The 26,239-nt window shown below is 59.5% G+C and carries 25 protein-coding genes and 1 pseudogene; 15 read left to right on the top strand and 11 right to left on the bottom strand.

The window, feature by feature from the left end; genetic code table 11:
* Nucleotides 1–15 precede the first annotated feature (15 nt).
* The 5 genes and pseudogenes from AC13RM_RS23215 (at nucleotide 16) to ade (ending at nucleotide 5,184) form a co-directional block, all read left to right on the top strand.
* Entirely contained in the window at nucleotides 16–507 is a 492-nt protein-coding gene (locus AC13RM_RS23215) for a HugZ family pyridoxamine 5'-phosphate oxidase (protein WP_113230117.1), read from the top strand.
* Between the two features lie 367 nt (nucleotides 508–874).
* Nucleotides 875–1,192 (top strand): ArsR/SmtB family transcription factor, encoded by a 318-nt coding sequence (locus AC13RM_RS23210; protein ID WP_015340680.1) that lies wholly within the window; start codon nucleotides 875–877, stop codon nucleotides 1,190–1,192.
* Between the two features lie 351 nt (nucleotides 1,193–1,543).
* The gene (gene aptA, locus AC13RM_RS23205; protein WP_374815334.1) at nucleotides 1,544–2,872 is read left to right on the top strand and encodes an omega-aminotransferase AptA; all 1,329 of its coding nucleotides are present in this window, start codon (nucleotides 1,544–1,546) and stop codon (nucleotides 2,870–2,872) included.
* Nucleotides 2,873–2,993: 121 nt separating this feature from the next.
* Nucleotides 2,994–3,253: pseudogene (locus AC13RM_RS23200) on the top strand (endonuclease domain-containing protein); the annotation flags it as partial.
* Nucleotides 3,254–3,486: 233 nt separating this feature from the next.
* Complete coding sequence (gene ade / locus AC13RM_RS23195; protein ID WP_440480039.1) at nucleotides 3,487–5,184, top strand: adenine deaminase; 1,698 nt, start codon at nucleotides 3,487–3,489, stop codon at nucleotides 5,182–5,184.
* Here the strand turns inward: ade and bglA are convergent, their stop codons facing one another.
* Nucleotides 5,185–6,831, bottom strand: coding sequence for a beta-galactosidase BglA (gene bglA, locus AC13RM_RS23190; protein WP_440480038.1), 1,647 nt, complete (start codon nucleotides 6,829–6,831; stop codon nucleotides 5,185–5,187).
* A 291-nt stretch (nucleotides 6,832–7,122) separates the two neighbouring features.
* Between bglA and AC13RM_RS23185 the strand changes: the two genes are divergently transcribed.
* From AC13RM_RS23185 to AC13RM_RS23150, 8 genes are all read left to right on the top strand, one after another.
* The gene (locus AC13RM_RS23185) at nucleotides 7,123–8,703 is read left to right on the top strand and encodes a peptide ABC transporter substrate-binding protein (RefSeq protein WP_113230113.1); all 1,581 of its coding nucleotides are present in this window, start codon (nucleotides 7,123–7,125) and stop codon (nucleotides 8,701–8,703) included.
* 51 nt (nucleotides 8,704–8,754) lie between these two features.
* Nucleotides 8,755–9,678, top strand: a complete 924-nt coding sequence (locus tag AC13RM_RS23180) for an ABC transporter permease subunit (RefSeq protein WP_132717199.1) — start codon at nucleotides 8,755–8,757, stop codon at nucleotides 9,676–9,678.
* A complete protein-coding gene (locus AC13RM_RS23175; protein ID WP_113230111.1) occupies nucleotides 9,675–10,592 on the top strand; it encodes an ABC transporter permease in 918 nt (305 codons plus the stop codon). The genes AC13RM_RS23180 and AC13RM_RS23175 overlap by 4 nt, the downstream gene beginning before the upstream one ends.
* 1 nt (nucleotide 10,593) lies before the next feature.
* Nucleotides 10,594–11,589, top strand: coding sequence for an ABC transporter ATP-binding protein (locus tag AC13RM_RS23170; RefSeq protein ID WP_113230110.1), 996 nt, complete (start codon nucleotides 10,594–10,596; stop codon nucleotides 11,587–11,589).
* Nucleotides 11,582–12,568 (top strand): ABC transporter ATP-binding protein, encoded by a 987-nt coding sequence (locus tag AC13RM_RS23165; RefSeq protein ID WP_167077892.1) that lies wholly within the window; start codon nucleotides 11,582–11,584, stop codon nucleotides 12,566–12,568. The genes AC13RM_RS23170 and AC13RM_RS23165 overlap by 8 nt, the downstream gene beginning before the upstream one ends.
* A 99-nt stretch (nucleotides 12,569–12,667) precedes the next feature.
* Nucleotides 12,668–13,585, top strand: a complete 918-nt coding sequence (locus tag AC13RM_RS23160) for a sugar kinase (protein WP_488555595.1) — start codon at nucleotides 12,668–12,670, stop codon at nucleotides 13,583–13,585.
* 236 nt (nucleotides 13,586–13,821) lie between these two features.
* The gene (locus tag AC13RM_RS23155) at nucleotides 13,822–14,922 is read left to right on the top strand and encodes a glycosyltransferase family 4 protein (protein WP_167077888.1); all 1,101 of its coding nucleotides are present in this window, start codon (nucleotides 13,822–13,824) and stop codon (nucleotides 14,920–14,922) included.
* 267 nt (nucleotides 14,923–15,189) lie between these two features.
* Nucleotides 15,190–15,630, top strand: a complete 441-nt coding sequence (locus AC13RM_RS23150) for a MarR family winged helix-turn-helix transcriptional regulator (protein WP_095435469.1) — start codon at nucleotides 15,190–15,192, stop codon at nucleotides 15,628–15,630.
* Between the two features lie 39 nt (nucleotides 15,631–15,669).
* Here AC13RM_RS23150 and der read toward each other — a convergent pair whose 3' ends face one another.
* From der to AC13RM_RS23135, 3 genes are all read right to left on the bottom strand, one after another.
* Nucleotides 15,670–17,097, bottom strand: a complete 1,428-nt coding sequence (gene der, locus AC13RM_RS23145) for a ribosome biogenesis GTPase Der (protein WP_095435470.1) — start codon at nucleotides 17,095–17,097, stop codon at nucleotides 15,670–15,672.
* An 11-nt stretch (nucleotides 17,098–17,108) separates the two neighbouring features.
* Nucleotides 17,109–17,792, bottom strand: a complete 684-nt coding sequence (locus AC13RM_RS23140) for a tetratricopeptide repeat protein (protein WP_285173262.1) — start codon at nucleotides 17,790–17,792, stop codon at nucleotides 17,109–17,111.
* A gap of 97 nt (nucleotides 17,793–17,889) precedes the next feature.
* Entirely contained in the window at nucleotides 17,890–18,471 is a 582-nt protein-coding gene (locus AC13RM_RS23135; RefSeq protein WP_285173261.1) for an NnrU family protein, read from the bottom strand.
* A 179-nt stretch (nucleotides 18,472–18,650) separates the two neighbouring features.
* Here AC13RM_RS23135 and AC13RM_RS23130 point away from each other — a divergent pair, with 179 nt between their 5' ends.
* Nucleotides 18,651–19,631 (top strand): polysaccharide deacetylase family protein, encoded by a 981-nt coding sequence (locus AC13RM_RS23130; protein WP_285173259.1) that lies wholly within the window; start codon nucleotides 18,651–18,653, stop codon nucleotides 19,629–19,631.
* Nucleotides 19,632–19,827: 196 nt separating this feature from the next.
* On the opposite strand, the gene sbmA is transcribed toward AC13RM_RS23130, so the two are convergent.
* Nucleotides 19,828–21,093, bottom strand: coding sequence for a peptide antibiotic transporter SbmA (sbmA, locus tag AC13RM_RS23125; RefSeq protein ID WP_285173257.1), 1,266 nt, complete (start codon nucleotides 21,091–21,093; stop codon nucleotides 19,828–19,830).
* 425 nt (nucleotides 21,094–21,518) lie between these two features.
* Between sbmA and AC13RM_RS23120 the strand changes: the two genes are divergently transcribed.
* The gene (locus tag AC13RM_RS23120) at nucleotides 21,519–22,103 is read left to right on the top strand and encodes a PadR family transcriptional regulator (protein ID WP_285173256.1); all 585 of its coding nucleotides are present in this window, start codon (nucleotides 21,519–21,521) and stop codon (nucleotides 22,101–22,103) included.
* Nucleotides 22,104–22,112: 9 nt separating this feature from the next.
* Here AC13RM_RS23120 and map read toward each other — a convergent pair whose 3' ends face one another.
* The 6 genes from map to AC13RM_RS23090 all read right to left on the bottom strand — a co-directional run bounded on the left by map (nucleotide 22,113) and on the right by AC13RM_RS23090 (nucleotide 26,225).
* Entirely contained in the window at nucleotides 22,113–22,865 is a 753-nt protein-coding gene (gene map, locus AC13RM_RS23115) for a type I methionyl aminopeptidase (RefSeq protein WP_285173255.1), read from the bottom strand.
* A 138-nt stretch (nucleotides 22,866–23,003) separates the two neighbouring features.
* The gene (locus AC13RM_RS23110; RefSeq protein WP_488555594.1) at nucleotides 23,004–23,516 is read right to left on the bottom strand and encodes a GNAT family N-acetyltransferase; all 513 of its coding nucleotides are present in this window, start codon (nucleotides 23,514–23,516) and stop codon (nucleotides 23,004–23,006) included.
* Nucleotides 23,517–23,568: 52 nt separating this feature from the next.
* Complete coding sequence (locus AC13RM_RS23105) at nucleotides 23,569–23,997, bottom strand: DoxX family protein (RefSeq protein WP_285173253.1); 429 nt, start codon at nucleotides 23,995–23,997, stop codon at nucleotides 23,569–23,571.
* Between the two features lie 30 nt (nucleotides 23,998–24,027).
* Nucleotides 24,028–24,498, bottom strand: a complete 471-nt coding sequence (locus tag AC13RM_RS23100; RefSeq protein ID WP_285173252.1) for an SRPBCC family protein — start codon at nucleotides 24,496–24,498, stop codon at nucleotides 24,028–24,030.
* A 99-nt stretch (nucleotides 24,499–24,597) separates the two neighbouring features.
* On the bottom strand, nucleotides 24,598–25,854 hold the full coding sequence (locus AC13RM_RS23095; protein WP_285173251.1) for an RNA polymerase sigma factor: 1,257 nt from the start codon (nucleotides 25,852–25,854) through the stop codon (nucleotides 24,598–24,600).
* Nucleotides 25,851–26,225: a YciI family protein gene (locus AC13RM_RS23090; protein ID WP_374815358.1), complete on the bottom strand. Its 375-nt coding sequence runs from the start codon at nucleotides 26,223–26,225 to the stop codon at nucleotides 25,851–25,853. Before AC13RM_RS23090 ends, AC13RM_RS23095 begins: the two co-directional genes overlap by 4 nt.
* Between the last annotated feature and the right edge of the window lie 14 nt (nucleotides 26,226–26,239).

Here is a 26,239-nt window from a genome sequence, read left to right as displayed (position 1 = left end):
TTCATGGAGCCGTTAATGAACGATAAACCATCGGTGATCAGGGAAACGGATGAGGATGCGCGCATTCAGGCCCGCGACCTCATGCGCGAAGCCGCGCATGCGGCCTTGGCCGTCATCGACCCCGAAACCGGCTTTCCCTCCGTCAGCCGCGTCCTGACCGCCATGGATGCTGATGGCGCTCCGGTCATCCTGGTCTCCGGCCTCTCCTCACATACCAAGGCTTTGATAAAGGACAGCCGCGCTTCGGCGCTCTTTGGCGAGCCCGGCAAGGGCGATCCTCTCGCCCATCCCCGCTTGACCTTACGCTGCAGCGCAGAGCGCATCGACCGGCAAAGCCAAGCTCACGATCGCATCCGAACGCTTTTTCTCGATCGCCACCCGAAATCCAAGCTCTATATCGACTTTCCGGATTTCTGCTTCTTCCGCCTCGTTCCACTTGATGCCAGCCTGAACGGCGGCTTCGGAAGGGCTTACATCTTGACCTCAAAAGACCTGATGATGCTTTAAACCGAAAACAAAATCCGGCGGCAATAAAATCATACAATAGTGCGAGAATTAGTAGGTCGACAGCCTGACGTAGAAACGGCCAATATTCACAGGTTGCAAATCCCTTGTGACCAAAATTGGCATATTTGCGGCTTCGAAACGATAAGAATCGACCTATTTTGGTCTAATTCAGCCCCTGGATGGGACGTTGGAGACCTCAGCATTATCGCCGAGGCATCATACGTACATACCTAAAACAGCATACTCGATACCTTAAATTTAGGTATATACAATCTTCGACCCCTCTTGGTATTGTTAGATATCGGTTAGGACCGGGTTGGAAATAGCACAGTTTCTGATGTACGCTCCGCATTGGGAAGATTAAAAGATGAAGACAAGAGATTTGGCCGAACACTCTAATGTTGCGGCAGCATTATTATCAGCAATGGCGAACCCGAAGCGTCTTTTGATCCTTTGCAGTCTCGTTAAGGGTGAAGTTCCTGTTGGCGTTCTTGCCAATCAGGTCGGACTGAGCCAATCAGCACTTTCTCAGCATCTTTCGAAGCTTCGCGCTCAGAAGCTGGTGAAGACGCGTCGTGACGCTCAAACGATTTACTACTCCAGCACATCAGAATCCGTAATCCGTGTTCTTGAAACGCTGGAAGACATTTATTGCGAGCCGGAAAAAAGTAGATCGGCTGCTTAAGAGCTTTCAATAGCTCAAGGCCTGTCGACAGAAGATCTACGGGGGACACTTTAGACCCTGAAAGATCGACTTGCTTTCATTACCAGGTGTTTTGCTGCTTTAACTGGCAAATCTTCGGATTTGCCAGTTTTTTCATGTCTGAACGAGCTCACATCCCGTCTGCGAACTATCCTCGCCTGACGCCGCCGGCATGCTGCGATCCAATTCTGCCGCGCCCCAGCCTTCTTCCCCGACCCATCTTTGCCTTGACGCAAAAAGGCCGGCTGATAATTTGACCAAGCAGTAAATATAATCGCGCGGCGCCGCGCCGCGGTCGGGTAACAGGCCCCCGAATGGCCATTGGAGAACAGCATGTCGGACCGTTTGAATGCCACCCCCAACGATTTGCGCGCCTTCTGGATGCCGTTTACGGCCAACCGCCAATTCAAGAAGGAACCGCGCCTCTTCGTCAGCGCCAAGGATATGTACTACACCACCCATGACGGTCGGCAGGTACTGGACGGAACGGCGGGTCTGTGGTGCGTGAACGCGGGACACTGCCGCCCCAAGATCACCGAGGCGATCAGCCAGCAGGCCGGCGAACTCGACTATGCCCCGGCTTTCCAGCTTGGCCATCCCAAGGCCTTCGAGTTGGCGAACCGACTGGTCGATATTGCGCCTGAGGGTATGGACCATGTTCTTTACACCAATTCGGGTTCGGAATCGGTCGAAACCGCGCTCAAGGTCGCGCTTGCCTATCATCGCGTGAAGGGCAATGGCTCACGTTTTCGCCTCATCGGCCGCGAACGCGGCTATCACGGCGTCAATTTCGGCGGCATTTCTGTCGGCGGCATCGTCACCAATCGCAAGATGTTCGGCACGCTGCTGACCGGCGTCGACCACATGCCGCACACGCATGTTCCCGGCAAGAATGCCTTCACACGCGGCGAGCCGGAGCACGGCGGCGATATCGCCAGTGAACTGGAGCGTATCGTCACTCTGCACGACGCCTCGACGATCGCAGCCGTCATCATCGAGCCGATTGCCGGCTCTACCGGCGTATTGATCCCACCGAAGGGCTATCTGCAGAAGCTGCGCGACATCTGCACCAAGCACGGCATCCTCTTGATTTTCGACGAGGTCATCACCGGCTTCGGTCGTCTTGGTACCCCCTTTGCCGCGCAATATTACGACGTGAAGCCGGATATCATCACCACCGCCAAGGGCCTGACCAACGGCGTCATCCCGATGGGCGCGGTCTTCGTCACCTCGGAGATCCATGACGCCTTCATGCAGGGACCCGAGCACATGATCGAGTTCTTCCACGGCTACACCTATTCCGGCAACCCGATCGCCTCGGCCGCAGCGCTTGCAACACTCGACACCTACAAGGAAGAAGGCCTGCTCACGCGCGCAGCCGAACTTTCCGACTACTGGGCCGACGCTCTGCACTCCCTGAAGGACTGCCCAAACGTCATCGACATCAGAAACACCGGCCTGATTGGCGCCATCGAGCTCGACCCGATCGCCGGCGAGCCCACCAAGCGCGCCTTCACCGCCTTCCTGAAAGCCTACGAGAAGGGCCTCCTGATCCGCACCACCGGCGACATCATCGCGCTGTCGCCGCCGCTCATCATCGAGAAGCATCACATCGACGAGCTGTTCGGCAAGCTCCGCGAGATCTTGAAGAATAATATTTGAAGCGAATGTCGCACCACCTCACGTCAACGTGACAAAGTGGTATCGGCGAATTCGAGGGCATCCCCTCTCCCCGCCTGCGGGGAGAGGGTTAGGGTGAGGGGCCGTTCACGGGGACAATGAGATGCGCGGTCCGGAACCTAAAATGACACAGCGCGCGAGGATGCTCCGGCAATCGGACAACGATGCCGAGGCAAACTTTGGTCGGAACTTCGCAATCGGCGACTGAACAGCTTCAAATCTGTTCGGCAGTTTCCAATCGGTCCTTATTTCGCTGACTTTGCCTGCCGAGAGCGATCCTTGGTCATCGAGATCGATGGCAAACAACATGCCGACAGCATGCACGACACAATTCGCGATGAATTCATGACCGCTGAAGGCTGGTTGACCGAAATTGTTGTAGCTCGCGATTTCAAGTTTCTTCCGGCGAAGTGTTCGAAATAGCCCCTCACCCCAGCCCTCTCCCCGTTCTACGGGGAGAGGGAGTCTTAGTTCTCCCCAGATCGCGAGAAACACCGTTCTATCAACAAATTCGGATTGATCCCCTCTCCCCGTAGAACAAGGAGAGGGCTAGGGTAAGAGGCTATACGGAATCACAGCAGATGCAGGAAAACACCATGACCACCAAACTCGAACGCTATATCGACCAGGGCGTCGGCCGGGAGACTGCGGATATCGTTCTCAAAAATGGCCGCTTCTTCGATCTGGTGACGGGCGAGCTGGTGGCTTCGGACATCGCCATCTGCGGCGATCGCATCGTCGGCATCTGCGGCGATTATCAGGGGCGCGAAGAGATCGATATTGCCGGCCGCATCGTCGTGCCGGGCTTCATCGACACACATCTGCACATCGAATCCTCGCTGGTAACCCCGCTCGAATTCGATCGCTGCGTGCTGCCCTACGGCGTGACCACCGCCATCTGCGATCCGCATGAAATCGCCAACGTGCTCGGCACCGAAGGCATACGCTACTTCCTCGACTGTTCGCTGGAAACCATCATGGATATCCGCGTCCAGCTTTCCTCCTGCGTGCCGGCAACGCATCTGGAGACCTCGGGTGCCGATCTGCCGATCGAGACGCTCCTGCCGTTCCGCAATCATCCGCAGGTGATCGGCCTTGCCGAATTCATGAATTTCCCCGGGGTGATCCATAAGGATCCCGTCTGCATGGCGAAACTCGAAGCCTTCCAGGGCGGCCATATCGATGGCCACGCGCCGCTTTTGCGCGGTAATGACCTCAACGGCTATCTCGCAGCCGGCATTCGCACGGAGCATGAATCGACAACCGCCGAAGAGGCACTGGAGAAGATCCGCAAAGGCATGCATGTGCTGGTGCGTGAAGGTTCCGTTTCCAAGGATCTGCACGCGCTGATGCCGATCATCACGGAACGGCTGTCGCCCCACCTCGCGCTCTGCACAGACGACCGCAATCCACTCGATATCGCCGAACAGGGCCACCTCGATTACATGATCCGCACGGCGATCGCCCATGGCGTCGAGCCCCTGGCGATCTATCGCGCCGCCTCGATCTCGGCAGCCCGCGCCTTCGGTCTGCGTGATCGCGGTCTCGTAGCACCGGGCTGGCGCGCCGATCTCGTCGTCATCGACAGCCTGGAAAACTGCAAGGCCGAGATCGTCTTCTCCGCAGGCCGCCGCGTTTCCGCCGAACTCTTCGCGACCCGCGGTTCGGTCGAGCCGGTCGGCCTCGACAGCGTCAAGGCCCGCCCGATCAATGCCGCGGACTTCGGCGTGCCAGTCAGCGAGGGCGAAAGCTCCGTCATCGGTGTGACGCCTGGCAAGATCATCACCCAACATCGCCGCTATCGCCTGCCGACCAAGGGCAACCAGACCGATATCGACCTCGGCAACGATATCATCAAGGTCGCCGTCATCGAGCGGCACGGCAAGAACGGCAACCACGCCAACGGCTTCGTCCAAGGTTTTGGCTTGAAGAAAGGCGCGATCGCCTCGACCGTCGGCCATGACAGCCACAATATCTGCGTCGTCGGCGTCAACGAGGATGACATGGCGCTCGCCGCCAATCGCTTGAGCGACATCAACGGCGGCTTTGTCGTCGTCGAGGACGGCGTCGTGACCGGCGAGATCGCCCTGCCCGTCGCCGGCCTGATGAGCCTCGAGCCTTATGAAAGCGTGCGCGATACGCTGCACCATCTGCGCCAGGCGGCCTATGCCCTTGGCGCGACGCTGGAAGAGCCCTTCCTGCAGCTCGCCTTCCTGCCCCTGCCCGTGATCCCGCATCTGAAGATATCGGATCGGGGCCTTGTCGATGTCGACAAGTTCATGCTGATCGGGTGATCAGGCGAGCTTGCCGCAATAAACATCCAGAGCAGCAAGCGTTAGCGCTGCTCCGGCATCTGCCGTGTCAAACCCCGGCATGGCGATCGTCTTGCCAAGCTTGATGTCCTCCGGCAAGGCAACCTTCACAGGCTTGCGGGAGAGATTGAAGACAAAGAGCAGCGTCTCGTCACCCTTGGAGCGGGTGAAGGCGAGAACGTCCTCTTTTGTATCGAGGAAGGTCATGTCGCCATCGCGCAAAGCGGCATGTTCCGCACGGAAAGCCAGCGTCCGCTGGTAGTGATGCAGCACGGAATCCGCATCCGCCTCTTGCTTGTCGACGGCGAGCGCCGCATGCTGGTAGGGAACCGGCAGCCAGGACTTGTCGGCAGTTGTAAAGCCGGCATGGGCGCGGCTCGCTTCCCAGGGCATCGGCGTGCGGCATCCGTCACGCCCCTTGAAGGCCGGCCAGAAGCGAATGCCGTAGGGATCGCGCAGATCCTCGAAGGCAAGCTCCGCCTCGGGCAGACCGAGTTCTTCGCCCTGGTAGAGACAGATCGAGCCACGCAGGGTTGATAACAGCGAAATCGCGAGCTTCGCCACGCGCGGCTGCTCCTCCTCCGTCTCGGCAAAGCGGCTGACATGGCGCTGAACGTCGTGGTTGGAAAAGGCCCAGCAGACCCAGCCGTCGACAACATTGTCCTGGAAATCGCTGACACAACGGCGGAAATGCGCCGGCGTGAAATCGGGACCCAAAAGATCGAACGTGTAGCACATGTGCAGCTTGTCGCCGCCGCTGGTATAAGCGGCCACTGTCTGTAGCGAGCGCGCACCATCCCCCACTTCGCCGACGGTCGCACGATCATCATATTGGTCGAGCAATACCCGCAACCGCTTCAGGAAGCCGATATTCTCCGGCTGCGTCTTGTCGTAGAGATGGTTCTGCATCCCGTAAGGGTTGGTTTCGGGCGCATCGAGCCCGCCGGTCGCGACGAGCGCCGGCGGATTGTCGCGGAGCTTCTTGTCGCAGAAATAGTAGTTGACCGTATCCAGGCGAAAACCGTCCACGCCGCGATCAAGCCAGAATTTGACGGCCGCCAGCACCGCATCCTGAACCTCCGGATTGTGGAAGTTCAGGTCCGGCTGCGAGGTGAGGAAATTGTGCTGGTAATATTGTCTGCGCACGCCGTCCCATTCCCAGCCGGGGCCGCCGAAGATCGACAGCCAGTTGTTCGGCGCCGTGCCATCCGGCTTCGGGTCCGCCCAGACATACCAATCCGCCTTGGGATTGTCGCGGCTTGTACGGCTTTCGACAAACCAGGGATGCCGGTCGGAAGTGTGCGAGATGACCTGGTCGATGATGACCTTGAGGCCGAGTTCATGTGCTGCCGCCATCATCTCATCGAAATCGGCAAGCGTGCCGAAGATCGGATCGACATCGCAGTAATCGGCGACGTCATAGCCCATATCGGCCATCGGCGAGGTGAAGAACGGCGCCAGCCAGATTGCGTCGACCCCGAGTGCGGCAATATGAGGCAGACGCCGGGTGATCCCCTTGATGTCGCCGAGCCCGTTGGCATCCGTGTCCTGAAACGACCGCGGATAGACCTGATAGATCACTGCCCCGCGCCACCAGTCGGCTCCCGCCGCTTTATTCGTCGATTTCATCAAACTGCCTCGATATCGCACAAGGCCTGCCAGTTTGCACACTCGGGCGCAGGCGGCAAGTCGCAATCGGCCAGGCTGCCAAACCCAACCTCCGGGCGATAAATTCGCAGTATCAATTTTAGAGTTTTGTGAATATGAAAGTTCACACGCTAAGCATGCCCGACTTTTTTTAACTTGAAAGCGACGTCGCTTTCGATAACTTCGCGCATTGACCTGCACGTACAGGTCACCTGCGGATCAAAAACACCCTTGTAAAACAAGGACAAGAACTCCAGAAAGGTGGGAAAACATATGGCGCATATCACCAGAAAATTTATCGCTGCGGCTTTCGTCAGCACGATATTGAGCGTTTCCGCGCATGCCGCGACCCTCAATATCCACAACGGCGGCGACCCGACTTCGCTCGATCCGCAAAAAATTTCCGGCGATTGGGAAAACCGTATCGACGGCGATATCTTCGAAGGGCTGGTGACCGAAGATCCCAAGGACAACCCAATTCCCGGCCAGGCTGCAAGCTGGACCATTTCGCCCGACCAGAAGGTCTATACCTTCAAGCTTCGCGACGGCATCAAGTGGTCCGATGGCCAACCGGTGACGGCTCAGGACTTCGTCTTTGCTTTCCAGCGCCTGATGGACCCGAAGACCGCCGCGCAATACGCCTATCTGCAGTACACGATCCGGAACGCGGAAAAGATCAACAAGGGCGAGATCAAGGATCTGACCCAGCTCGGCGTCAAGGCGATCGATGACAAGACTCTCGAAATCACGCTTGAAAACCCGACACCTTACTTCCTCAACGCTCTGATGCACTACACGGCCTATCCGCTGCCGAAGCATGTCGTTGAAGCCAAGGGCGACCAGTGGGTCAAGATCGGCAACATCGTCACCAACGGCCCTTACAAGCCCACCGAATGGGTGCCCGGTTCGCATGTCAGCATGGTCAAGAGTGACCAGTATTACGGCGCCAAGGATATCAAGATCGACAACGTCAACTATTACACGCTGGAAGATCAGGCCGCTGCCCTGAAGCGCTATCGTGCCGGCGAATTCGATATTCTGACCTCGTTCCCGGCCGATCAGTATGACTGGATCCAGAAGAATCTTCCTGGTCAGGCGCATGTGGTGCCGTTCCTTGGCACCTACTATTACGTCATGAACGCCACCAAGCCGCCCTTCAACGACAAGCGCGTGCGTCAGGCTCTCTCCATGGCCGTCAACCGCGAAGTCATCGGCCCGAAGATCCTCGGCACCGGTGAACTGCCGATGTATTCCTGGGTCCCGCCGGGCACCGCCAATTATGGCGAGCCGGCCTATGTCAGCTGGAAGGATGAGCCCTACAAGCAGAAGGTCGAAGAAGCAAAGAAGCTTCTGAAGGAAGCCGGCTTCGGCCCCGATCATCCCTTGAAGGCTCAGCTGCGCTACAACACCAACGACAACCACAAACGCATCGCCGTTGCGATCGCCGCCATGTGGAAGCCGCTCGGCGTCGATATCGAGCTCTACAACACCGAAACCAAGGTGCATTACGATGAAATGCAGCGCGGCGAGGTGCAGATCGGCCGTGCCGGCTGGCTCGCCGACTACAACGACCCGATCAACTTCCTGAACCTGCTGTCTACCGGCGTCGAGATGAACTACGGCCGTTGGAGCAACAAGGACTACGATGCTCTGATCAAGCAGGGCAATGAAGAGATCGATCTGAAGAAGCGCGCCGAGATCTACAAGAAGGCCGAACAGCTGGCCCTCGACGACAGCGCCGCGATCCCGATCTACTACTACGTTTCCCAGAACATCGTCGCCCCGAAGGTCCAGGGCTTCGTCGACAATATCCAGGACATCCACCGTACGCGTTGGCTGTCGATCAAAGAATAATTGGGAACAGGCTCCCTCCCGGACACAACCGGGAGGGAGCCGTCTAAGATCATGTTTGGCTACGCTCTCCGTCGTTTGCTGTCGACAATCCCCGTCTTGTGGATTGCCGTGACAGTGTGCTTTTTCATTCTGCGCCTCGCTCCCGGCGGCCCCTTCGATGGCGAAAGGCCATTGCCGCCGGAAGTCAAAGCCAACCTCGCGGCTCACTACAACCTCGACAAGCCCCTGGTTGAGCAATACCTGATCTATGTCGGCGACGTCATGAAGGGCGACCTTGGCCCCTCCTTCGCCAATCAGGACTTCACCGTCACCCAGCAGATCATGTCCGGCTTCCCCTATACGTTGACCATCGGCGGCTCCGCCTTCGTGCTCGCGACTGTCGTCGGCGTCTTCATAGGCTGTCTCGGGGCGCTCTATCAGAACCGCGCGGCCGATTACTGGCTGGGCGGCGGCCTCCTCATCGGCCTGGTCATGCCGAGCTTCCTCATCGCCCCCATCCTGCAGCTCATCTTCGGCAATACGCTCGGCTGGCTGCCGGTCGGCGGCTGGGGCGACGGCTCGATCAAGTTCCTGATCCTGCCCATCATCGTCCTGACCCTGCCGCACGCGGCGCGCATCTCTCGCCTGATGCGAGGCTCGATGATCGAGGTGATGAGCCAGAACTTCATTCGCACCGCCAAGGCCAAGGGTATCGGCCCGCGCCTGACGATCATGCGCCACGCGCTGAAGCCGGCCATGATGCCCGTCGTCTCCTATCTCGGACCCGCGGCAAGTTACCTCCTCACCGGCTCGCTGGTGGTCGAAAGCATCTTCGGCCTCCCCGGCGTTGGCCGCTACTTCGTCGGCGCAGCGCTCAACCGCGATTACGGCATGGTTCTCGGCACGGTCGTTTTCTACATGGTCCTGATCGTGGTCCTCAACCTGCTGGTCGACATCGCCTATGCGTGGCTCGACCCCAAAGTGAGAATGCGATGATCCTCAATTCCGCCAAGAGAGAATTGCTGGAAGCGGAATTGCTTTCGGCAGAAGGGCTCGCACCAAAGGGGCGATCCCTCACCGGCGACGCGATGCGTCGTCTCCTGCGCAACAAGGCGGCGGCACTTTCGCTGGTCATACTGGCCGTGCTGGTTCTGATTGCCATATTCGGCCCGTATTTCCTGCCCTTCAACTATGAGGATCCGGACTGGACGTCGTTCCGAGGTGCTCCGGACTTCGCCGCCGGCCACTATTTCGGCACCGACGGCAACGGCCGCGACCTGCTGGCGCGCACGCTCTACGGCACCCGCGTCTCGCTGACGGTCGCACTTGTCGCCACCCTCGTCTCGGTCGTCATCGGCGTGCTCTACGGCGCCGTTGCCGGTTATTTCGGCGGTCGCGTCGATGCGATCATGATGCGCTTCGTCGATATCATGTACGCCCTGCCCTACGTCCTCTTCGTCATCCTGCTGATGGTGATCTTCGGCCGTAACGTCTACCTGCTGTTTGCGGCGATCGGTGCGCTGGAGTGGCTCACCATGGCCCGTATCGTGCGCGGCCAGACGCTGTCGATCAAACAGCGGGAATTCATCGAGGCTGCCCGCGCTTCCGGTCAGCGGTCGTTCAAGATCATCCTGAAACACATCGTGCCGAACCTCGTCGGTCCTGTCGTCATCTACGCAACGCTCACCATCCCGGAAATCATCGCTACGGAGAGCTTCCTCTCCTATCTCGGCTTCGGCGTTCAGGAGCCGCTGACGTCTCTCGGCACGCTGATTGCCGAAGGGTCGGCCGGCATGGAGACGACGCCGTGGCTGTTGTTCTTCCCGGCCGGTTTCCTGGTCGCGCTGCTGATGAGCCTGCTCTTCATCGGCGATGGTCTGCGCGATGCATTCGATCCGAAGGATCGCTGACATGACAGAAACACTTCTCGAACTCAAAGATTATTCGATCACCTTCCGCACGCCTGAAGGCGAAGTGGCCGCGGTCTCGAAGATGAACCTCAAGATCGGCCGCGGTGAGCGCATCGCCATCGTCGGCGAGTCTGGCTCCGGCAAGAGCCAGACTTTCCTCGGCCTGATGGGCCTGCTCGCCAAAAACGGCCGCACCAGCGGCCAGGCGCTGCTCGACGGCAAGGATCTGCTGACGCTGAAGCCGCGCGAGCTCGACCATGTGCGCGGCAAGGACATGGCCATGGTCTTCCAGGACCCGATGACCGCCCTCAACCCGTCGCTGCGCATCTCGCGGCAGCTGACGGAGCAGCTCGAAGTTCATGGCGGACTGACGGCGCGTGCGGCATCCGCAGCGGCGCTCGACATGCTGAAGCGCGTCGGCATCCCTGACCCGACACGCCGCTTCAACCTCTATCCGCATGAGCTTTCCGGCGGCATGCGCCAGCGCATCGTCATCGCCATGGCGTTGCTGACCAAGCCGAAGCTCCTCATCGCCGATGAGCCGACGACGGCACTCGACGTGACGATCCAGGCCCAGATCCTCGATCTCTTCAATGAGCTGACGGCGGAAATGCATACGGCGCTCATCATGATCACCCATGACCTCGGCGTCGTCGCCGGCCTCGCCGACCGCGTTGCCGTCATGTATGCCGGTCGCATCGTCGAGGAAGCGCCGGTGGAGGAGCTTTTCGAAAATCCGGCTCATCCCTATACGGCGGCGCTTCACTCGGCGATCCCGCGGCCGGATCAGGATGTCGACGATCTCACCGTCATCCCCGGACGGCCGCCCAACCTGATGCACCTGCCGCGCGGCTGCGCCTTCTCGCCGCGCTGCGCCCATGTGCAGGACGACTGTCTCGACGCGGCGCCGCCGCTCGATCCGCTGGCGCCACGCCGTTGCGCGGCCTGCTTCCACCCCCTTTCGGCTAATCAGGAACGGAGCCTCGTCCATGGCTGAGCAAACGCTTCTGAAGGTCGAGCATCTGACGACCGAATTCGAGCTGCCGTCGAAATCCTTCTTCAAGCCGCCGCTGATCCTGACTGCGGTCAACGATGTCAGCTTCGAGCTGAAGACCGGACGCACGCTCGGCATCGTCGGCGAATCCGGCTGCGGCAAGTCCACGCTCGGCCGCTCGATCCTGCGGCTGATCAAGGCGCAGAAGGGCCGCATCCTCTGGCAAGGCGGCAACCTGCTCGATCTCACCGAAGAGGAAATGCGCGCCGCTCGCCGCGACATGCAGATCATCTTCCAGGATCCGATCGCCTCGCTCGATCCGCGCATGACCGTGGGTGACATCATCGCCGAGCCGCTGACCGTCTTTGAACCGAAACTGACCCGCGCTGAGCGGCAGGATCGCGTTCGCGAGATCATGGCGGCCGTCGGCCTCGTTCCGGAGATGATCAACCGCTACGCGCACGAATTCTCGGGCGGACAGGCGCAGCGCATCGGCATTGCCCGCGCCGTCATCACCCGGCCGAAGCTTATCATCTGCGATGAGCCGGTTTCGGCCCTCGACGTCTCGATCCAAGGACAGGTCATCACGCTCCTGCGCCGCCTGCGCAAGGAGTTCGGCCTCACCCTGATCTTCATCAGCCACGATCTCTCCGTCGTGCGTCTGATCTCGGACGACGTGCTGGTGCTCTATCTCGGCAAGGTGGTGGAAGCCGGTGAAGCCGCGACGGTCTTCGACCATCCGGCCCACCCCTATACACAGGCGCTATTCTCCGCCGCGCCGATCCCCGACCCGAAGCTCGCACGCGGCCGCGAGCGCATCCGCCTGCAGGGCGATCCGCCCTCGCCGCTCAATCCGCCGCCGGGCTGCGTCTTCTCGCCCCGCTGCTGGAAGGCGACGGATATCTGCCGCACGAAGATGCCGCCGACCGAGCAGGTGCGCCCCGGCCAGACCGCGGCCTGCTATCATATGGATCGGCCGTAAATCAGGTCCAGGAAAAGTGGACGGCGGCAGCCGCCGTCCACCTTGCCCCAGCCGCCGCTTGCGCGTATGCAGCACCAAGACAAAATGCAGGAGGCAGTCTTGGGCGGGCGTTTTCTATCGATCGGCGAATGCATGGTGGAACTGTCACAGGCCGACGACGGGCACCTGCGCAAGGGCTTTGCCGGCGACACCTTCAACACCGCCTGGTATGCCCGCGCCTGCCTGCCGGCAGATTGGTCGGTCGACTATTTCACCTTGCTCGGCGACGACGCCATGTCCGACGAAATGATCGCCTTCATGGGCGGTGCCGGCATCGGTACGGACAGCATCCGCCGCCTGCGCGGCAAGACTCCCGGCCTCTACATGATCAATCTGAAGGATGGCGAACGCTCCTTCAGTTACTGGCGCGACAGCTCCGCCGCTCGCCAGCTCGCCGCCGATGGCGATGCCCTGCGCGCTGCAATAGAGGCGTCCGACGTTCTCTATTTCTCCGGCATCACGCTGGCGATCCTGCCGCGCGAAGACGCCTTCACGCTTCTGGCGGAGCTGCGCCGCGCCAAGGCTGCCGGCAAGCTGGTCGCCTTCGATCCGAACCTGCGCCCTCGCCTGTGGTCCAGCCTCGATGCCATGCACACCATGATTTCGGAAGGCGCACGTGCCGCAACGCTTGTCATGCCGAGCTTCGACGATGAAGCCATCCATTTCGGCGACGATTCGATTCCCGCCACCATCCGCCGTTACCGGCAGTACGGAGCCCAGATGATCGTCGTCAAGAACGGCGCCGAGGGCGCGACCATCGGCGACGGTACCGATGAAACCCTCGTTCCGGCGGTCAAGGTCGCCAAGGTCGTCGACACCACAAGCGCCGGCGACAGCTTCAACGGCGCATTTCTGGCTTACTATCTGCCGCATCAGGATGCAGTCGCTGCCGCTCGCTTCGCGGCCAAAATCGCGGCAAAGGTCATTCAGGAATACGGTGCGCTCGTCTCGCCCGACAAGCTGAAATCCATCCGCTAGAGCCGGATGATTTTAGGTCTGTTCGACCTAAAATCTGAATCCGCTCTAGCATCAAAGAAGTAGAGCGTGATGTCGTCCGAAAACCGCCTACACTTTTCGGCATCACGCTCTAAACGCTGTAATATTTCCATCATGGACACCCCCCACAATAGAGTGGGCGCGGGAATCATGTTTGAAGCACCGCAATCGCTGGCACCGTCATCATGAGGATGCGGTGCGGATGGACTGTTTTGGGCATGTTGCAACGCTTGTCAGACATCGATCAAACCACCTGGACGCAGGCGGCGACACCTGTCGCGGTACCCGAACGGCTGCTCATCGTCAGCGATGCCTGGCATCCACAGGTCAACGGTGTCGTTCGCTCTATCGAGAACACAAATCGGGAATTGACGCGCATGGGCGTCGAGGTTTCGATGATCACGCCGGACGGCTTTCGCAACATCCCCTGCCCGACCTATCCGGAAATCCGGCTATCGATCGCCAGTTATCGCAAGATCGCGGCAAAAATAGAAGCACTCCGGCCGACTTATGTCCACATTGCCACGGAGGGTCCCCTCGGGCTCACGGCAAGGCGATGGTGCCTGAGAAACGGCATGCCGTTTTCGACCAGTTACCACACGCGATTTCCCGAATATGTCGCTGCTCGTTTGCCGATACCGGAAAGCTGGCTCTATGCCTTCGTCAAATGGTTTCATAATGCGGGCTACGGCTGCATGGTGGCGACACCAAGCCTTGCGAGCGAGCTCAAACTGCGCGGCATTCGCAATCTGCTGCCCTGGAGCCGTGGGATCGATTCCCACCTCTTCCGCCCCCAACCACTTGACGACAACCCCTTTGGCCTGCCTCGTCCGATTTTCATGACGGTCGGCCGTGTCGCGCTGGAAAAGAACCTCCCCGCTTTCCTTGCTCTCGACCTGCCTGGATCGAAAGTGGTGGTGGGCGATGGTCCCGCGCGGGCGGAATTGCAGAAGCTCTATCCTGATGTCCATTTTCTGGGAGCGAAATTCGGCGAGGAACTGGCGCACGCCTATTCACAGGCCGACGTCTTCGTCTTTCCATCGAAGACAGATACCTTTGGCAATGCCATTTTGGAAGCGCTCGCGAGCGGCGTTCCGGTCGCCGCCTATCCGGTTACCGGGCCCGCGGACATCCTGGGGGGAGACAGGACAGCCGGCGTTGTAGACCCGGATCTGGCGACAGCCTGCCTTGCCGCACTCTCCTGCTCCCGCGATGCTGCACGCTCTCTGGCGCTCAACTATTCGTGGGAGGCCGCGACGGCGCAATTCATCGGCAACGTCCGCATTGCCAATCACCGCGGCCGAGCTCATCCTCGCTGAACTCGGAGTCTGCTTCTTTCAGCATTGAATGCTTGTTGACCTGACGCGCCAGAAATCAAGAGCATTTGGTCCTTGGTTTCAAGGTCAGCACCTGAGATCCTGCCATAATACCCGCTGTCAAATCTCGTAGCCGAGATGCGAGTGCCGGAAGATATCTGCCGGCGAACAGTATCCTCAAAAAGGAAGAAACCCATAGCCCAGGCATAAATTTGGGTGTACAATTATTTATCGCACGACTTACATGAGACCTCTCCGGGAGTTCTTGGGATGACTGACGACCTGTTAAAGCTGGATAACTTCATCTGCTTCGCGCTCTATTCGGCGAACCATGCGATGAATCGGCTCTATAAACCCATGCTGGACGCGCTTAATCTCACCTATCCGCAATATCTCGTCATGGTGACGCTATGGGAAGAAGACGGCCAGACCGTCGGCGGTATCGGTGAAAAGCTGTTCCTGGAATCAAGCACGCTGACGCCGCTGTTGAAACGTCTGGAGGCAGCTGGCTTTATCAAGCGCATCCGCAGCAAGGAAGACGAGCGCCAAGTAATGATCCAGCTGACCAGCGAAGGCAAGGCGCTGAAGAAGAAGGCCGCAACCGTTCCGCCGTGCATCCTTGATGCCACCGAGCAAACGGCCGACGAACTGACGCGGCTGAAGGCGGAAATCACGATGCTGCGCGAAGCGCTGAGCAGAAACGCAGCCTGAATTGACGCGCGCGATCACGCGGTCTGCCGCTTACGCGATTTACCGCTTCTTCTTGTTTTCGTAAGGATTTTCCGACGTCCGGAAATGGATGCGGATCGGTACGCCGGGCATGGCGAAGTCCGCGCGCAGACCGTTGATCAGATAACGCACATAGGACTCCGGCAGAGCATCCGAGCGAGTGCACGAGATCATGAAGGCCGGCGGCCGCGCCTTTACCTGCGTCATGTATTTCAGCTTGATGCGGCGGCCGGAAACGGCCGGCGGCGGATGCTGAACCTGCTGCGTCTCGAGCCACCGGTTGAGGCGCGCGGTCGAGACGCGCTTGTTCCAGACCTTGTCGGTATCAACGATCGCCTGCATGAGGCGGTCAAGCCCCTCGCCCGTCTGGCCGGCGATCGGAATAGCGCGAATGCCGCGTGCCTGCGGCAATAGCCGGTCGGTCTTTTCGCGCAGATCGGCAAGGACAGCCTGACGATCCTCGATCATGTCCCACTTGTTGAAGGCAAGCACGGCGGCGCGTCCCTCACGGATCACGAGATCGACGATCTGCAGATCCTGCTTCTCGAAGGGAATGGTCGCGTCGAAGACGATGACGACGGTTTCGGCGAAACGGATGGCGCGCAACGTGTCGGCAACCGAAAGCTTCTCCAGCTTCTCGGTCACCTTTGCCTTGCGGCGCATGCCGGCGGTATCGAACATTTTGACGGTGCGGCCGCGCCAGGTCCAGTCGACGGAGATGGAATCGCGGGTAATGCCGGCTTCGGGGCCGGTTAGCAGCCTATCTTCGCCAAGGAAGCGGTTGATGAGCGTCGACTTACCGGCATTCGGACGGCCGACGATCGCCACGCGCAACGGGCGCGTCTCGTCATAGGCGGGCTCTTCGTCGATCTCTTCGCCATCTTCGCCGACGGCAGGGCGCGGAATGCTGACATTCGTCTCCGCCTCATCTTCCTCTTCCCCGAAGGCGCGTTCGGGGCCGATTGCCTCGACGATGGCGTCGCGCAGATCCATCATGCCCTGGCCGTGTTCAGCCGAGATCGGACAGGGCTCGCCAAGGCCAAGCGTATAGGCATCGTAAAAGCCGCTATCGGAGCCGCGCGCCTCGGACTTGTTGGCAACGAGCACGACCGGTCGGCCACGCTTGCGCAGCATTTCGGCAAGCGTCTTGTCGACATGAGTCAGGCCCATCTTGGCATCGACGACGAACAAGGTCAGATCGGCTTCGTCGATTGCCGCCTCCGTCTGGGCGCGCATACGGCCTTGAAGCGATTCATCCTGAGCCTCTTCGAGACCGGCGGTGTCAACGATGCGAAAACGCAGATCGATCAGCTTGGCTTCACCGGGGCGGCGGTCACGCGTGACGCCCGGCGTATCGTCGACGAGCGCCAGCTTCTTGCCAACCAGACGGTTGAACAGCGTGGACTTGCCGACATTCGGGCGACCGACAATCGCGACCGTAAAACTCATTGAGCGATCCTTCAGCCTTTTGCGACCGGAGCCTTGCTGGATGCAGTGATGAGATCGAGCAGCATCTGGGCACGGTTGGCAACGTTGCGCGGGCTCTGCGGATCGTCGACGATCGCCTGGAACCATTGCCGGGCCTTGGCTAAATCGCCGGCCTTGTAAGCGGCAAGGCCGAGAACGTCGCGCGCCGAATGGCGGAAGGCATCAGCCGGGACGGCCAGTTCCTGGGCTTCGGCGGCGACCTGATCGTAAGTGCCGGTATCGACGAGAAGGTAGGCAGCACGCAGGCGGGCTGCATTACGGATAACGACCGGAAGGTCCGTCTGCTTGCCGACCGCCGAGAACGTGGCGATGGCAGCGGCCTTGTCCCCCTTCTGCGCCTGCAGCGTCGCGGCGCGCAGGCGGGCCAGCACCGGATAGGAGCCAGGGCCACTCTTTTCGATGGCGGCGAATGCGGCCAGCGCTTCATCCGTCTTGTTTTGGTCGGCAAGCGTCAGCGCGGCAATGAACTGATCGCCGCCGCTGCCGGCCTGATTGCCGGCCCAATAGCGATAGCCGCTATAGGCCGCGGTGCCGAGAACGACGAGCACGGCAGCACCGATGATGAGCTTGCCGAAACGGCGCCATATGAACCGCAGCTGGTCCGAGCGCAGTTCCTCGTTCACCTCGCGGATGAAGCTGTCGTCATTGAATGCCATTCTTGTCTCCGGCCCAGGCCAAATAGTTCAAAGCTTAGGTTTAGTGGGGCCTTCTACTCCATTTTGCGGCTGATGTAAGGGGGAATGGCAGAAATCGTCACATAACGAGCGGCGAAACCCCGATAATCCACGCATGAAGCTTCCAAATGATCAAGGCCCAAACGATAACACCGATGACGATCGCGTAAACATCATATTTCGCCGAGACGAAGGGACGCAGCGTGATTTCGCCGGCACGCTCGCGCCGTTTGAGCGAAATGCGCAGGATCACGCCCCACGCGAGAAAGGCAGCAAAGAGCAGGATGGCCGCTCCATCGCCATTGGAGAGAAGATGCGCCAGCGCCCAGATCTTCACCGAAAGCACCATCGGATGCTTGGTCCTGAGCGCGATATGCCCCGCCGGCAGCAGCGAGGCAACAAGACAGATGAGGGCGAAAAGCATCAGCAGGATGGTAATGTGACTCATCCAGAACGGCGGTGTCCAGATCGGGGTCATGTCGCGCGCCTGACCAAAGCCGTAGATCAGAATGATCAGCGCCACGATGCTCGCGATCGAATAGGCACCCTTCCAGCCGCCCTCGCCCAAACTCGCGATCATCGAGCTTCTGAGGCCGGGGGCGAAGACACGGATCAGATGGAGGCCGAGAAAAAGAACAATGCCGAGAATGAGCAATGCCATGGATGAAATCCTTTATGGTCTTGTAGTCACATCCTTATCGGCTGCCGTAAAAAAATACTAGCATCACCGCAGCTTCGCCGCATTTCCGCGAAAGGAAGGAAGCGACCCCGAGCGCGCCATCCGATATCGCCAGACGATTCCTGGCAAGCCGTGCTCGATCCAATTAGTATCCGGTGCCCATGTTTCGCTTCGCTACCTGTCTCTCCATCGCCATTTCCTTAGGGCTGCCCGCAGCCGCCCAGGCTGATGACAAGCCCAAGCAGCTCATCATGATTTCCTTCGATGGCGCTCATGACAATGCGCTCTGGACCAAGAGCCGCGAGATCGCTTCGCGCAATGGCGCGCATTTCACTTACTTTCTGTCCTGCACCTTCCTGATGAACAAGACGCAGGCCAAGGCCTATCAGGGACCGAAGCAGCGGCCGGGCAAATCGAATGTCGGCTTCGCCAAGAGCGAAGACGATGTCCGTACCCGCATCGCCAACATCTGGGGCGCCCATCAGGAGGGCCACGACATCTCAAGCCATGCCTGCGGCCATTTCGACGGCAAGGGCTGGAGCGCTGCCGACTGGAAACAGGAATTCATGAATGCCCGCATCGCCCTCCGCGACGCCTGGAAGAATGTCGGCCTTGCAGACAAGGAACCCCAGGGCTGGGAAGATTTCGCCACGCACGACATCAAGGGGTTCCGCGCACCCTATCTCTCCACCAGCGATGGCCTCGTGCCGGCGGAAAAGGAGATGGGCTTCCAGTATGATGCAAGCCTCGTCACCAAAGGCCCTGCCCTGCCGCAGGTCGTCGACGGCATCTATCGCTTCGGCCTGCCCTTGATCCCCGAAGGTCCCGAACATCGCCCAGTCATCGGCATGGACTACAATCTCTATGTCCGCCACTCCAAGGGCGCCGAGGACAAGGCCAATGCCAAGACCTATGAAGACCGCACCTTCGATGCCTTCGAAGCCGCCTTCAACGAGCAATATGACGGCAAGCGCATTCCTCTGCAGCTCGGCTTCCATTTCGTCGAAATGAACGACGGGGCCTATTGGCGCGCCCTCGACCGCTTCGTCAGCGATGTCTGCCACAAGCAGGATGTCGCCTGTGTCAGCTATTCCGAAGCAATTCCATTGATTGTGGCGCGCGGCAAGCCGCAGCAGGGGTGAGGAGCGATCAGACAAAGCGGGAGCAATCGATCCAGTGAATCGATTGCCGCGAGTAACACCCCGTCGGCGGGTTCAGAATACCAAAGCGAAGGACCGGCGGTGCGGCAAAGGAAGCCTTTCCCTTACCTCCAAAGTCGAAAGCCTAAAATCAACCTCCTCCCATTGAAAAAGGCTCCGTTTCCGGAGCCTTAATTCGTCAGCCATCCGCGTGAATTACGCCTGCTTCACGCTCCAAATAGCGCTGATCGATCGGCGGCAATGGCTCGTCATAGATAGCGGCCTCGAAAGCCTTCAGACGCTTGTGGATCGACAAAAGCTCGATGATTGTCGTCCAGGAGCTGACGAGATACTGGAAGGAGTTGCTGACCTGACCGAAGGCCGTGGCGATCTGCTGCCAGATGCCGAGCGTGATCTTATGCGCGACGAAAGTCGGAACCAGCACGAAATAGAGGAAGATCGCGTCGAGCTGACCATAGGAATAGCGAGCGACGTTAAAATAGGCGTAGTGGAAGTACATGCGGAAATAATTGCGGCGAACGTTTGAGAAGAGTTCCGCCACGGTGGGCGGCTGTGCGCGGTCTTCGCGATCCTCGCCGTAGACAAGCTCTTTTCGGTAGGCTGCCTCGACACGCTGATTGCGGAAGTTCAGCCCCGGAAGCTTGATCCCGAAGAGCGCAAGCAAGAACGTGCCGAATACCGACCAAATCAGCGCCAACCAAACGAGCGAATAGGGAATTGCGCCGATAATCGGCAGATCGGTCACGTATTTCGACAGTTCCAACAGAATTGGCAAGAAGACAATGAGCGTCATGACGGAGCCGATCAGGCTGACGCCGAGCCCTTCGAGGTTGGTCGCAAAACGCATCGTATCTTCCTGGACACGCTGCGATGCGCCTTCGATATGTCGGAGCTTTTCCCATTTCGACATATAGAAATTATTCATCGCCCAACGCCAGCGGAAGAGATAGTGGCTTAGGAAAAACGATGAAATAACGCTGACGGCGACGCCCACGAGACCGAGTTGCGTGAACGCCCATAACAATCCGTAGAAATCCCCATCCGTAACGCCGGGCTTTCCGCCGAGCGCATTTTGCAGCAGGTCAAAGAAAGGCCGGCGCCATACGTTTACTGCTACGTCGATCTGAACACCGAAATAGGTGATGAAGACGATGAAAGCGGAACCCCACACGGACCATACGATCCAGGGGTTGCCCTTCGAAACCACATGCCAGAAGCCGCAAAAGACCGCTGCACAGAGAATAAAGTAAAGATAAAACAAGAAATTAGTAGGAGTAATAAAGAACGCAGCCCCGACCGGCTGCTGTTCTTCCGGCAGCGGCGGATACCCCATGGACGCCACGACATGCGCGCCGACAAAATACCATAGGAAGACGCAGACGAGCGCCCAGGCGACCGCTGAGGAAAAAAATAATCTCGGATTCGGGAAGAAAGAATGAAACACGACGGTTAGGCTTCCTGTTGGTTCGAACGACCGCAATGGCGTCAATTTGTGGCGAGCCTAGGACAGTTCGCCGGGAGCGGCAACCGCCAGCGGCCTATTCTTACGTAGATGTAATCGCTTATCCCATGATCGTGATGCAGTTGTTCAACGGCGAATTTTCACCCATTGGATGAACCACTCCCCTATACGGTCACGCCTTCTTCTTCGATCCATCTCTTCCGCAAACCACCCCCTTGCAGAATTCTATCTTACGATATATATCGTACGACATGACTAACGATATAAACTCTCACACTTCAAGGAGAAACGATATGAGAGGTTTTAGAGACCGCCACATGTTCGGAGATGGCTTTGACATCGTCGAGGCATATATCCTACGACATGGTCGAGGCCGTGAATCGCGCGGCGAGCACAGGAGAGACTTCATGAGAGGCTTCAAGGGCGGCATGTTTGGCGGCGGGTTTCGCACCGGCCGCAAGTTCGATGCGGCCGATCTGCAGCTCATCATTCTTGCCCTGCTCTCCGAGCAGCCACGCCACGGTTATGAGCTGATCAAGACCTTCGAGGAGCGCTCCGGCGGCTTCTATGTTCCGAGTCCGGGCGTCATCTACCCGGCGCTGACCTATCTCGAGGAGACCGGCCAGGCCGAAGTCGAGGTCAGCGGCACAAAGAAGCTCTACCGCATCACCGAAAGCGGCCAGAAACGCGTCGACGACAATCGTGATCTGGTCGAGGTAACCCTCGCCAAGCTCACCTCCATCGGCGAGAAGATGGCTCGCGTCCGCGAGGTCTTCGACGGCGGGGATGAAGACGGTCGCGACAATCCGTTCGACCGCCATGGCGCCGGCGACGTTCATCGCGCTCGCCATCTGCTGCGCTCCGCGCTCCGCTCGAAGTTCCCGTGGAACAAGGCCGAAGGCGCCCGCATCGCTGATATCCTCGAGCGCGCCGCCGCCGATATTATTCGCGGTGAAGCGAAGACCGAGGACGGCCCGAAGGCCGACGAATGAGCCGACGCCTTAGGCGTCCGGCAATGTCAGGATGATCGGCCCGTTGCGGGTGGCAATGATCGTGTGCTCGTACTGAACCGTGGGAGCCTGCGGATCGGCATAGAGCGTCCACGCGTCGTCGCCGCCCTCTGCCCAGGTCGCACCGAGTGACAGAAACGGCTCAACGGTAAAAACCAGGCCATCTTCCATGATCCGGGTCTCGGAAGGGTCCGCCCAGGTGGAAACCTCGGCGGGCTCTTCGTGCAGCGAGCGACCGATGCCATGGCTGGCGAGATTGGCGATCAGTGTGTAGCGATTCTTCTGGGCAAAAGCGCCGACGGCCTGCCCGATCTTCGCAAGCGGCGCACCGCTTTTCACCTGGTTGAGGCCGACCCAGAGCGCCCGCTTGCCGTCCCGACACAGGCGCTCGATCTTCGGCTTGACCGGCGGCACGGTAAAAGATGCGCCGGTATCGGAGAAGAAGCCATCCTTCTCGGCCGATACATCGAGATTGACCAGATCCCCCGCCTTGATCACGCGTGGACCCGGAATGCCATGCGCCACTTCCTCGTTGACGCTGATACAGGTCGCGCCGGGAAACTTGTAGACTAGTTCCGGCGCCGATTGCGCGCCGGCATCCTCCAGCACCTTGCGGCCGATAACGTCCAGCTCCAGCGTGGTGATGCCCGGCTCCAGGGCCGAGGCCATGGCCTGCAGCGCATTGGCGCAGATGCGGCCGATATCTTTGAGCTTGGTCAGTTCTTCTTCGGTCGAAACGATCATCTACGGCTTCCGGCACTCCCGCTCTCTCAGCAGCGGTTCAGCGAGAGGCTCAAGGTGGCTTTCGCCCCTTCCCTTCGCACAGTCAATGTCTTTTTGGGCTTTCTGCCAGATAGCGCGGGTTTCGAATTGCGAAAGCGGTCAAGAGCGCGGATCGTCCGACAACAATGCCCAGCGCTCGTGATCGCACCATACGCCGCCGATCTTCAGATATTTCGGCGAGAATCCTTCCTTGTGGAAGCCGAGCCGCTTGACCAGCGCAATGGATGGATGATTGCCCGGCTGGATATTGGCCTCCAGCCGATGCAGGCCCACCGCATCGAAGGCGTGCGTGACGGCCAGACGAACGGCCTCCGTCATGAACCCCCGGCCGGCGAAACCCACCATGCCGTGATAGCCGAGAAAGGCGCTGCGGAAGCCGCCCCAAACCATCTGGCTGATATTGACGACGCCAACGATGGCGCCGGAGCCCGGATCGCGCGCTACGAGACCTATATTCGGCCCCGTCACAGTCTGACCGAACCAGGCATCGAAACCGTCACGATCGAGAAAGGGATAGGCCCAGGGCACATGATGGGCGCGGCTGGCAATATTGGCGGCGATCAGCTCGTCCGCATCCGATTGCCTGACCGGTGCGATGATCACTTGCGGCATGGCTCGCTCCGTCCTTTTTCGGAAGCGACCCCTTAGCAAATTGAATCCGAAATCAAAAGCTTCGCTGAAAGAACGGAATCATTTTCCGAACCGCTTCATAACGGAGATAAAGTCCGCCCCAGGCCATCACGCCGATATAGACGCCGAAAAGCAGATGCGAGAAGATCGGGCTGCCGACCCTCAAATGTGTCGCAATCGCGCCGCCGAGAAGACCCGTCAGCAGGATGCCGCCGAGGACCGACGTTCTCGGGATCGCGTAGAGAATGGCACAGCCGAGCGTAATGATGCCGAGCAACCGCGCAAGCGCCGGATCGGCGGAATAACCGAGCCCCGCCATCGTCTCCGTCACCACGGGTAACGGAATAAGCTTGATTACGCCATCAAAGACAAGAAAGGCAACGACCAGTCCGCTAAGGATCAAGCCGGCAACGCGCTGAGCGCGCGTGACCGAAGGCAAAGATGAATCGGCTGCATAAGACATTGCCGTATCCCCCGGAATTGAATCGGAAATTCAGATTCCAGCTGCCAGCGCCGCGAGCTGCTCGGCGCACTGGCCCCATCCCTGATGGAAGCCCATCTTCTCATGTGCTTCGCGATCTTCAGCCGACCAATGCAGCACGGTCGCGGTGTAACGGGTCTTGCTAGCGCCGAGATCGTCGAGCTGGATCGTCACCACCATGAAGGGCTTGGCCGACGGCACCCAGGCACTGGTGAAGGCATCGGTGAAGACGATCCGCTCATTGGGAACGACCTCCAGATAAACGCCGTTGCCCGGATAATCCTCGCCCTCGGGGCTGCGCATGGTAATCGAGCTTGAGCCGCCGGATCGAGCGTCCACGCTGGCAGCCGATACCGTCCATGGCAGAGGCGCGAACCATTGCTTCAGAAGCTCAACTTCGGTCCAGCAACGAAAAATCTTCTCGCGTGGGGCATCGATGACGCGGGTCAGGGAAAGCTCGTGGCGCTGGGTTTGCTCAGTCATGTCTTGTTCCTCTTTGCTGTTTGACGCGGCCTGCTCGGCTCATACTCCAATGACGTTCGAGACTGCCGTTTCCCGACAGCACAGACGCAAATTTTTTGATTATTTTGCAGCCGCAAGAGCATCCACGCTCAGACGATCGAGCTGATAACGGATATGGGCTGCTTCGGCAGGCGAACGGGCGAGCGCAATCGCCCTGTCGAAGGCGACGCGCGCCTCTTGCGCGCGGCCCAGCTGTGCAAGTAGGCCGCCCCTCACCCCATGAAAATAGAAATAGCTATCGAGCTGCGCTTCCAGCGGCGCAATCAGCGCTAGAGCCGCCTCCGGTCCCTTCAGTTTGGAGAGCGCGACCGAGCGATTGAGCGTGACGACGGGCGAAGGCGTCAGCCGCTCCAGCATCTGGTAGAGAAGGTCGATCTCCTCCCAATCCGTATCGACGGCGCGTTTCGCCCTTGAATGCAGTGCTGCGATCGCTGCCTGCACCTGATAGGGGCCGGGCTTGCGGTGACGGATCGCCTTGTCGAGCAGCGCCAGCGCTTCATCGATCAACGTCCGGTCCCAAAGCGAGCGATCCTGATCTTCCAGAAGGATGATCTGCCCGTCCGCATCGAACCGCGCATCCTTGCGCGATTGCTGCAGGAGCATCAGCGCCAGCAGCGCCATGGTCTCCGGCTCGGAGGGAAAGATCCGCAACAGCAGTCGGCCAAGCCGGATCGCCTCGTCAGCAAAGGCTGCCGCCTCGCGATGCGTTCCGCCGGCCGAATAGCCTTCGTTGTAGATGAGGTAGATCATGGCGCTGACAAGCGCCAGCCTTTCGCTCCGCTCCACCGCGCCCGGCGTTTCGAAGGGAACGCCTGCTGCGGCGACACGCGCCTTAGCCCTTGTAATGCGCTGCTCCATCGCGCTTTCGCTAACGAGGAAGGCGCGGGCGATCTGCTGCACCGAAAGGCCGGAAACAATGCGAAGCGCCAGCGCGATCTGTTGCGTCGCAGGCAGATCCGGATGGCAGCAGATGAAGAGCAATCGCAAAATATCGTCGCGATAGCCCGAGCCATCGAGCCGCTCGGCCAGATCGCTTTCGGCATCGCTCGTATCGGAGATCGTCTCCTCATCCGGCAGGCTCTGCAATCTCGCCTGCTTGCGCACCGTATCGATGCCGCTGTTGCGGCCGACAAAGATCAGCCAGGCGACGGGGTCGCGCGGCGGCCCCTTGTCTGGCCAGGTCTTCAAGGCCCTGAGGCAGGCCTCCTGAAAGGCCTCCTCGGCGGTATCGAGATTGCGGAAATAGCGCAAAAGCGCGCCCATCACCTGCGGCCGGGCGTTGGTAAGTGCGATGTCGATCCAGGCAATGTCGGTCATGTCGCAACAGCTCCCGGCCGGAAGACGTAAAGCGGACGGATTTCATAGGAGCCGACGCCGGGGTTGGCCGCGGCAAGCTCCTTCGAAAAATCAATGGCTTCGTCTAAGGTTTCAAAATCGACGACGTAAAAACCGAGCAACTGCTCCTTCGTTTCGGCAAAGGGACCGTCGATCACGATCGGCTCGTTCTTGCCCTTGCGCAGGGTCGTTGCCGCCGTCGTCGGCATCAGCCGTGCCACCGGCCCGAGCTTGCCAGCCTTTGCCAGCGGCTCCTGCACGGCAATCAACCGTGCCATCGTCGCTTCTTCCTGTTCCTTGGACCAGGCAAACACGGTGTCTTCGTCGTTGTAGCATAGGATCGCGTAAAGCATGGATATTCCCTTCT

Source organism: Martinezella sp. CNPSo 3732 (assembly GCF_057784515.1).
Note: the sequence above shows the minus strand (reverse complement) of the source record. Positions and strands in the feature narration are given on the sequence as shown.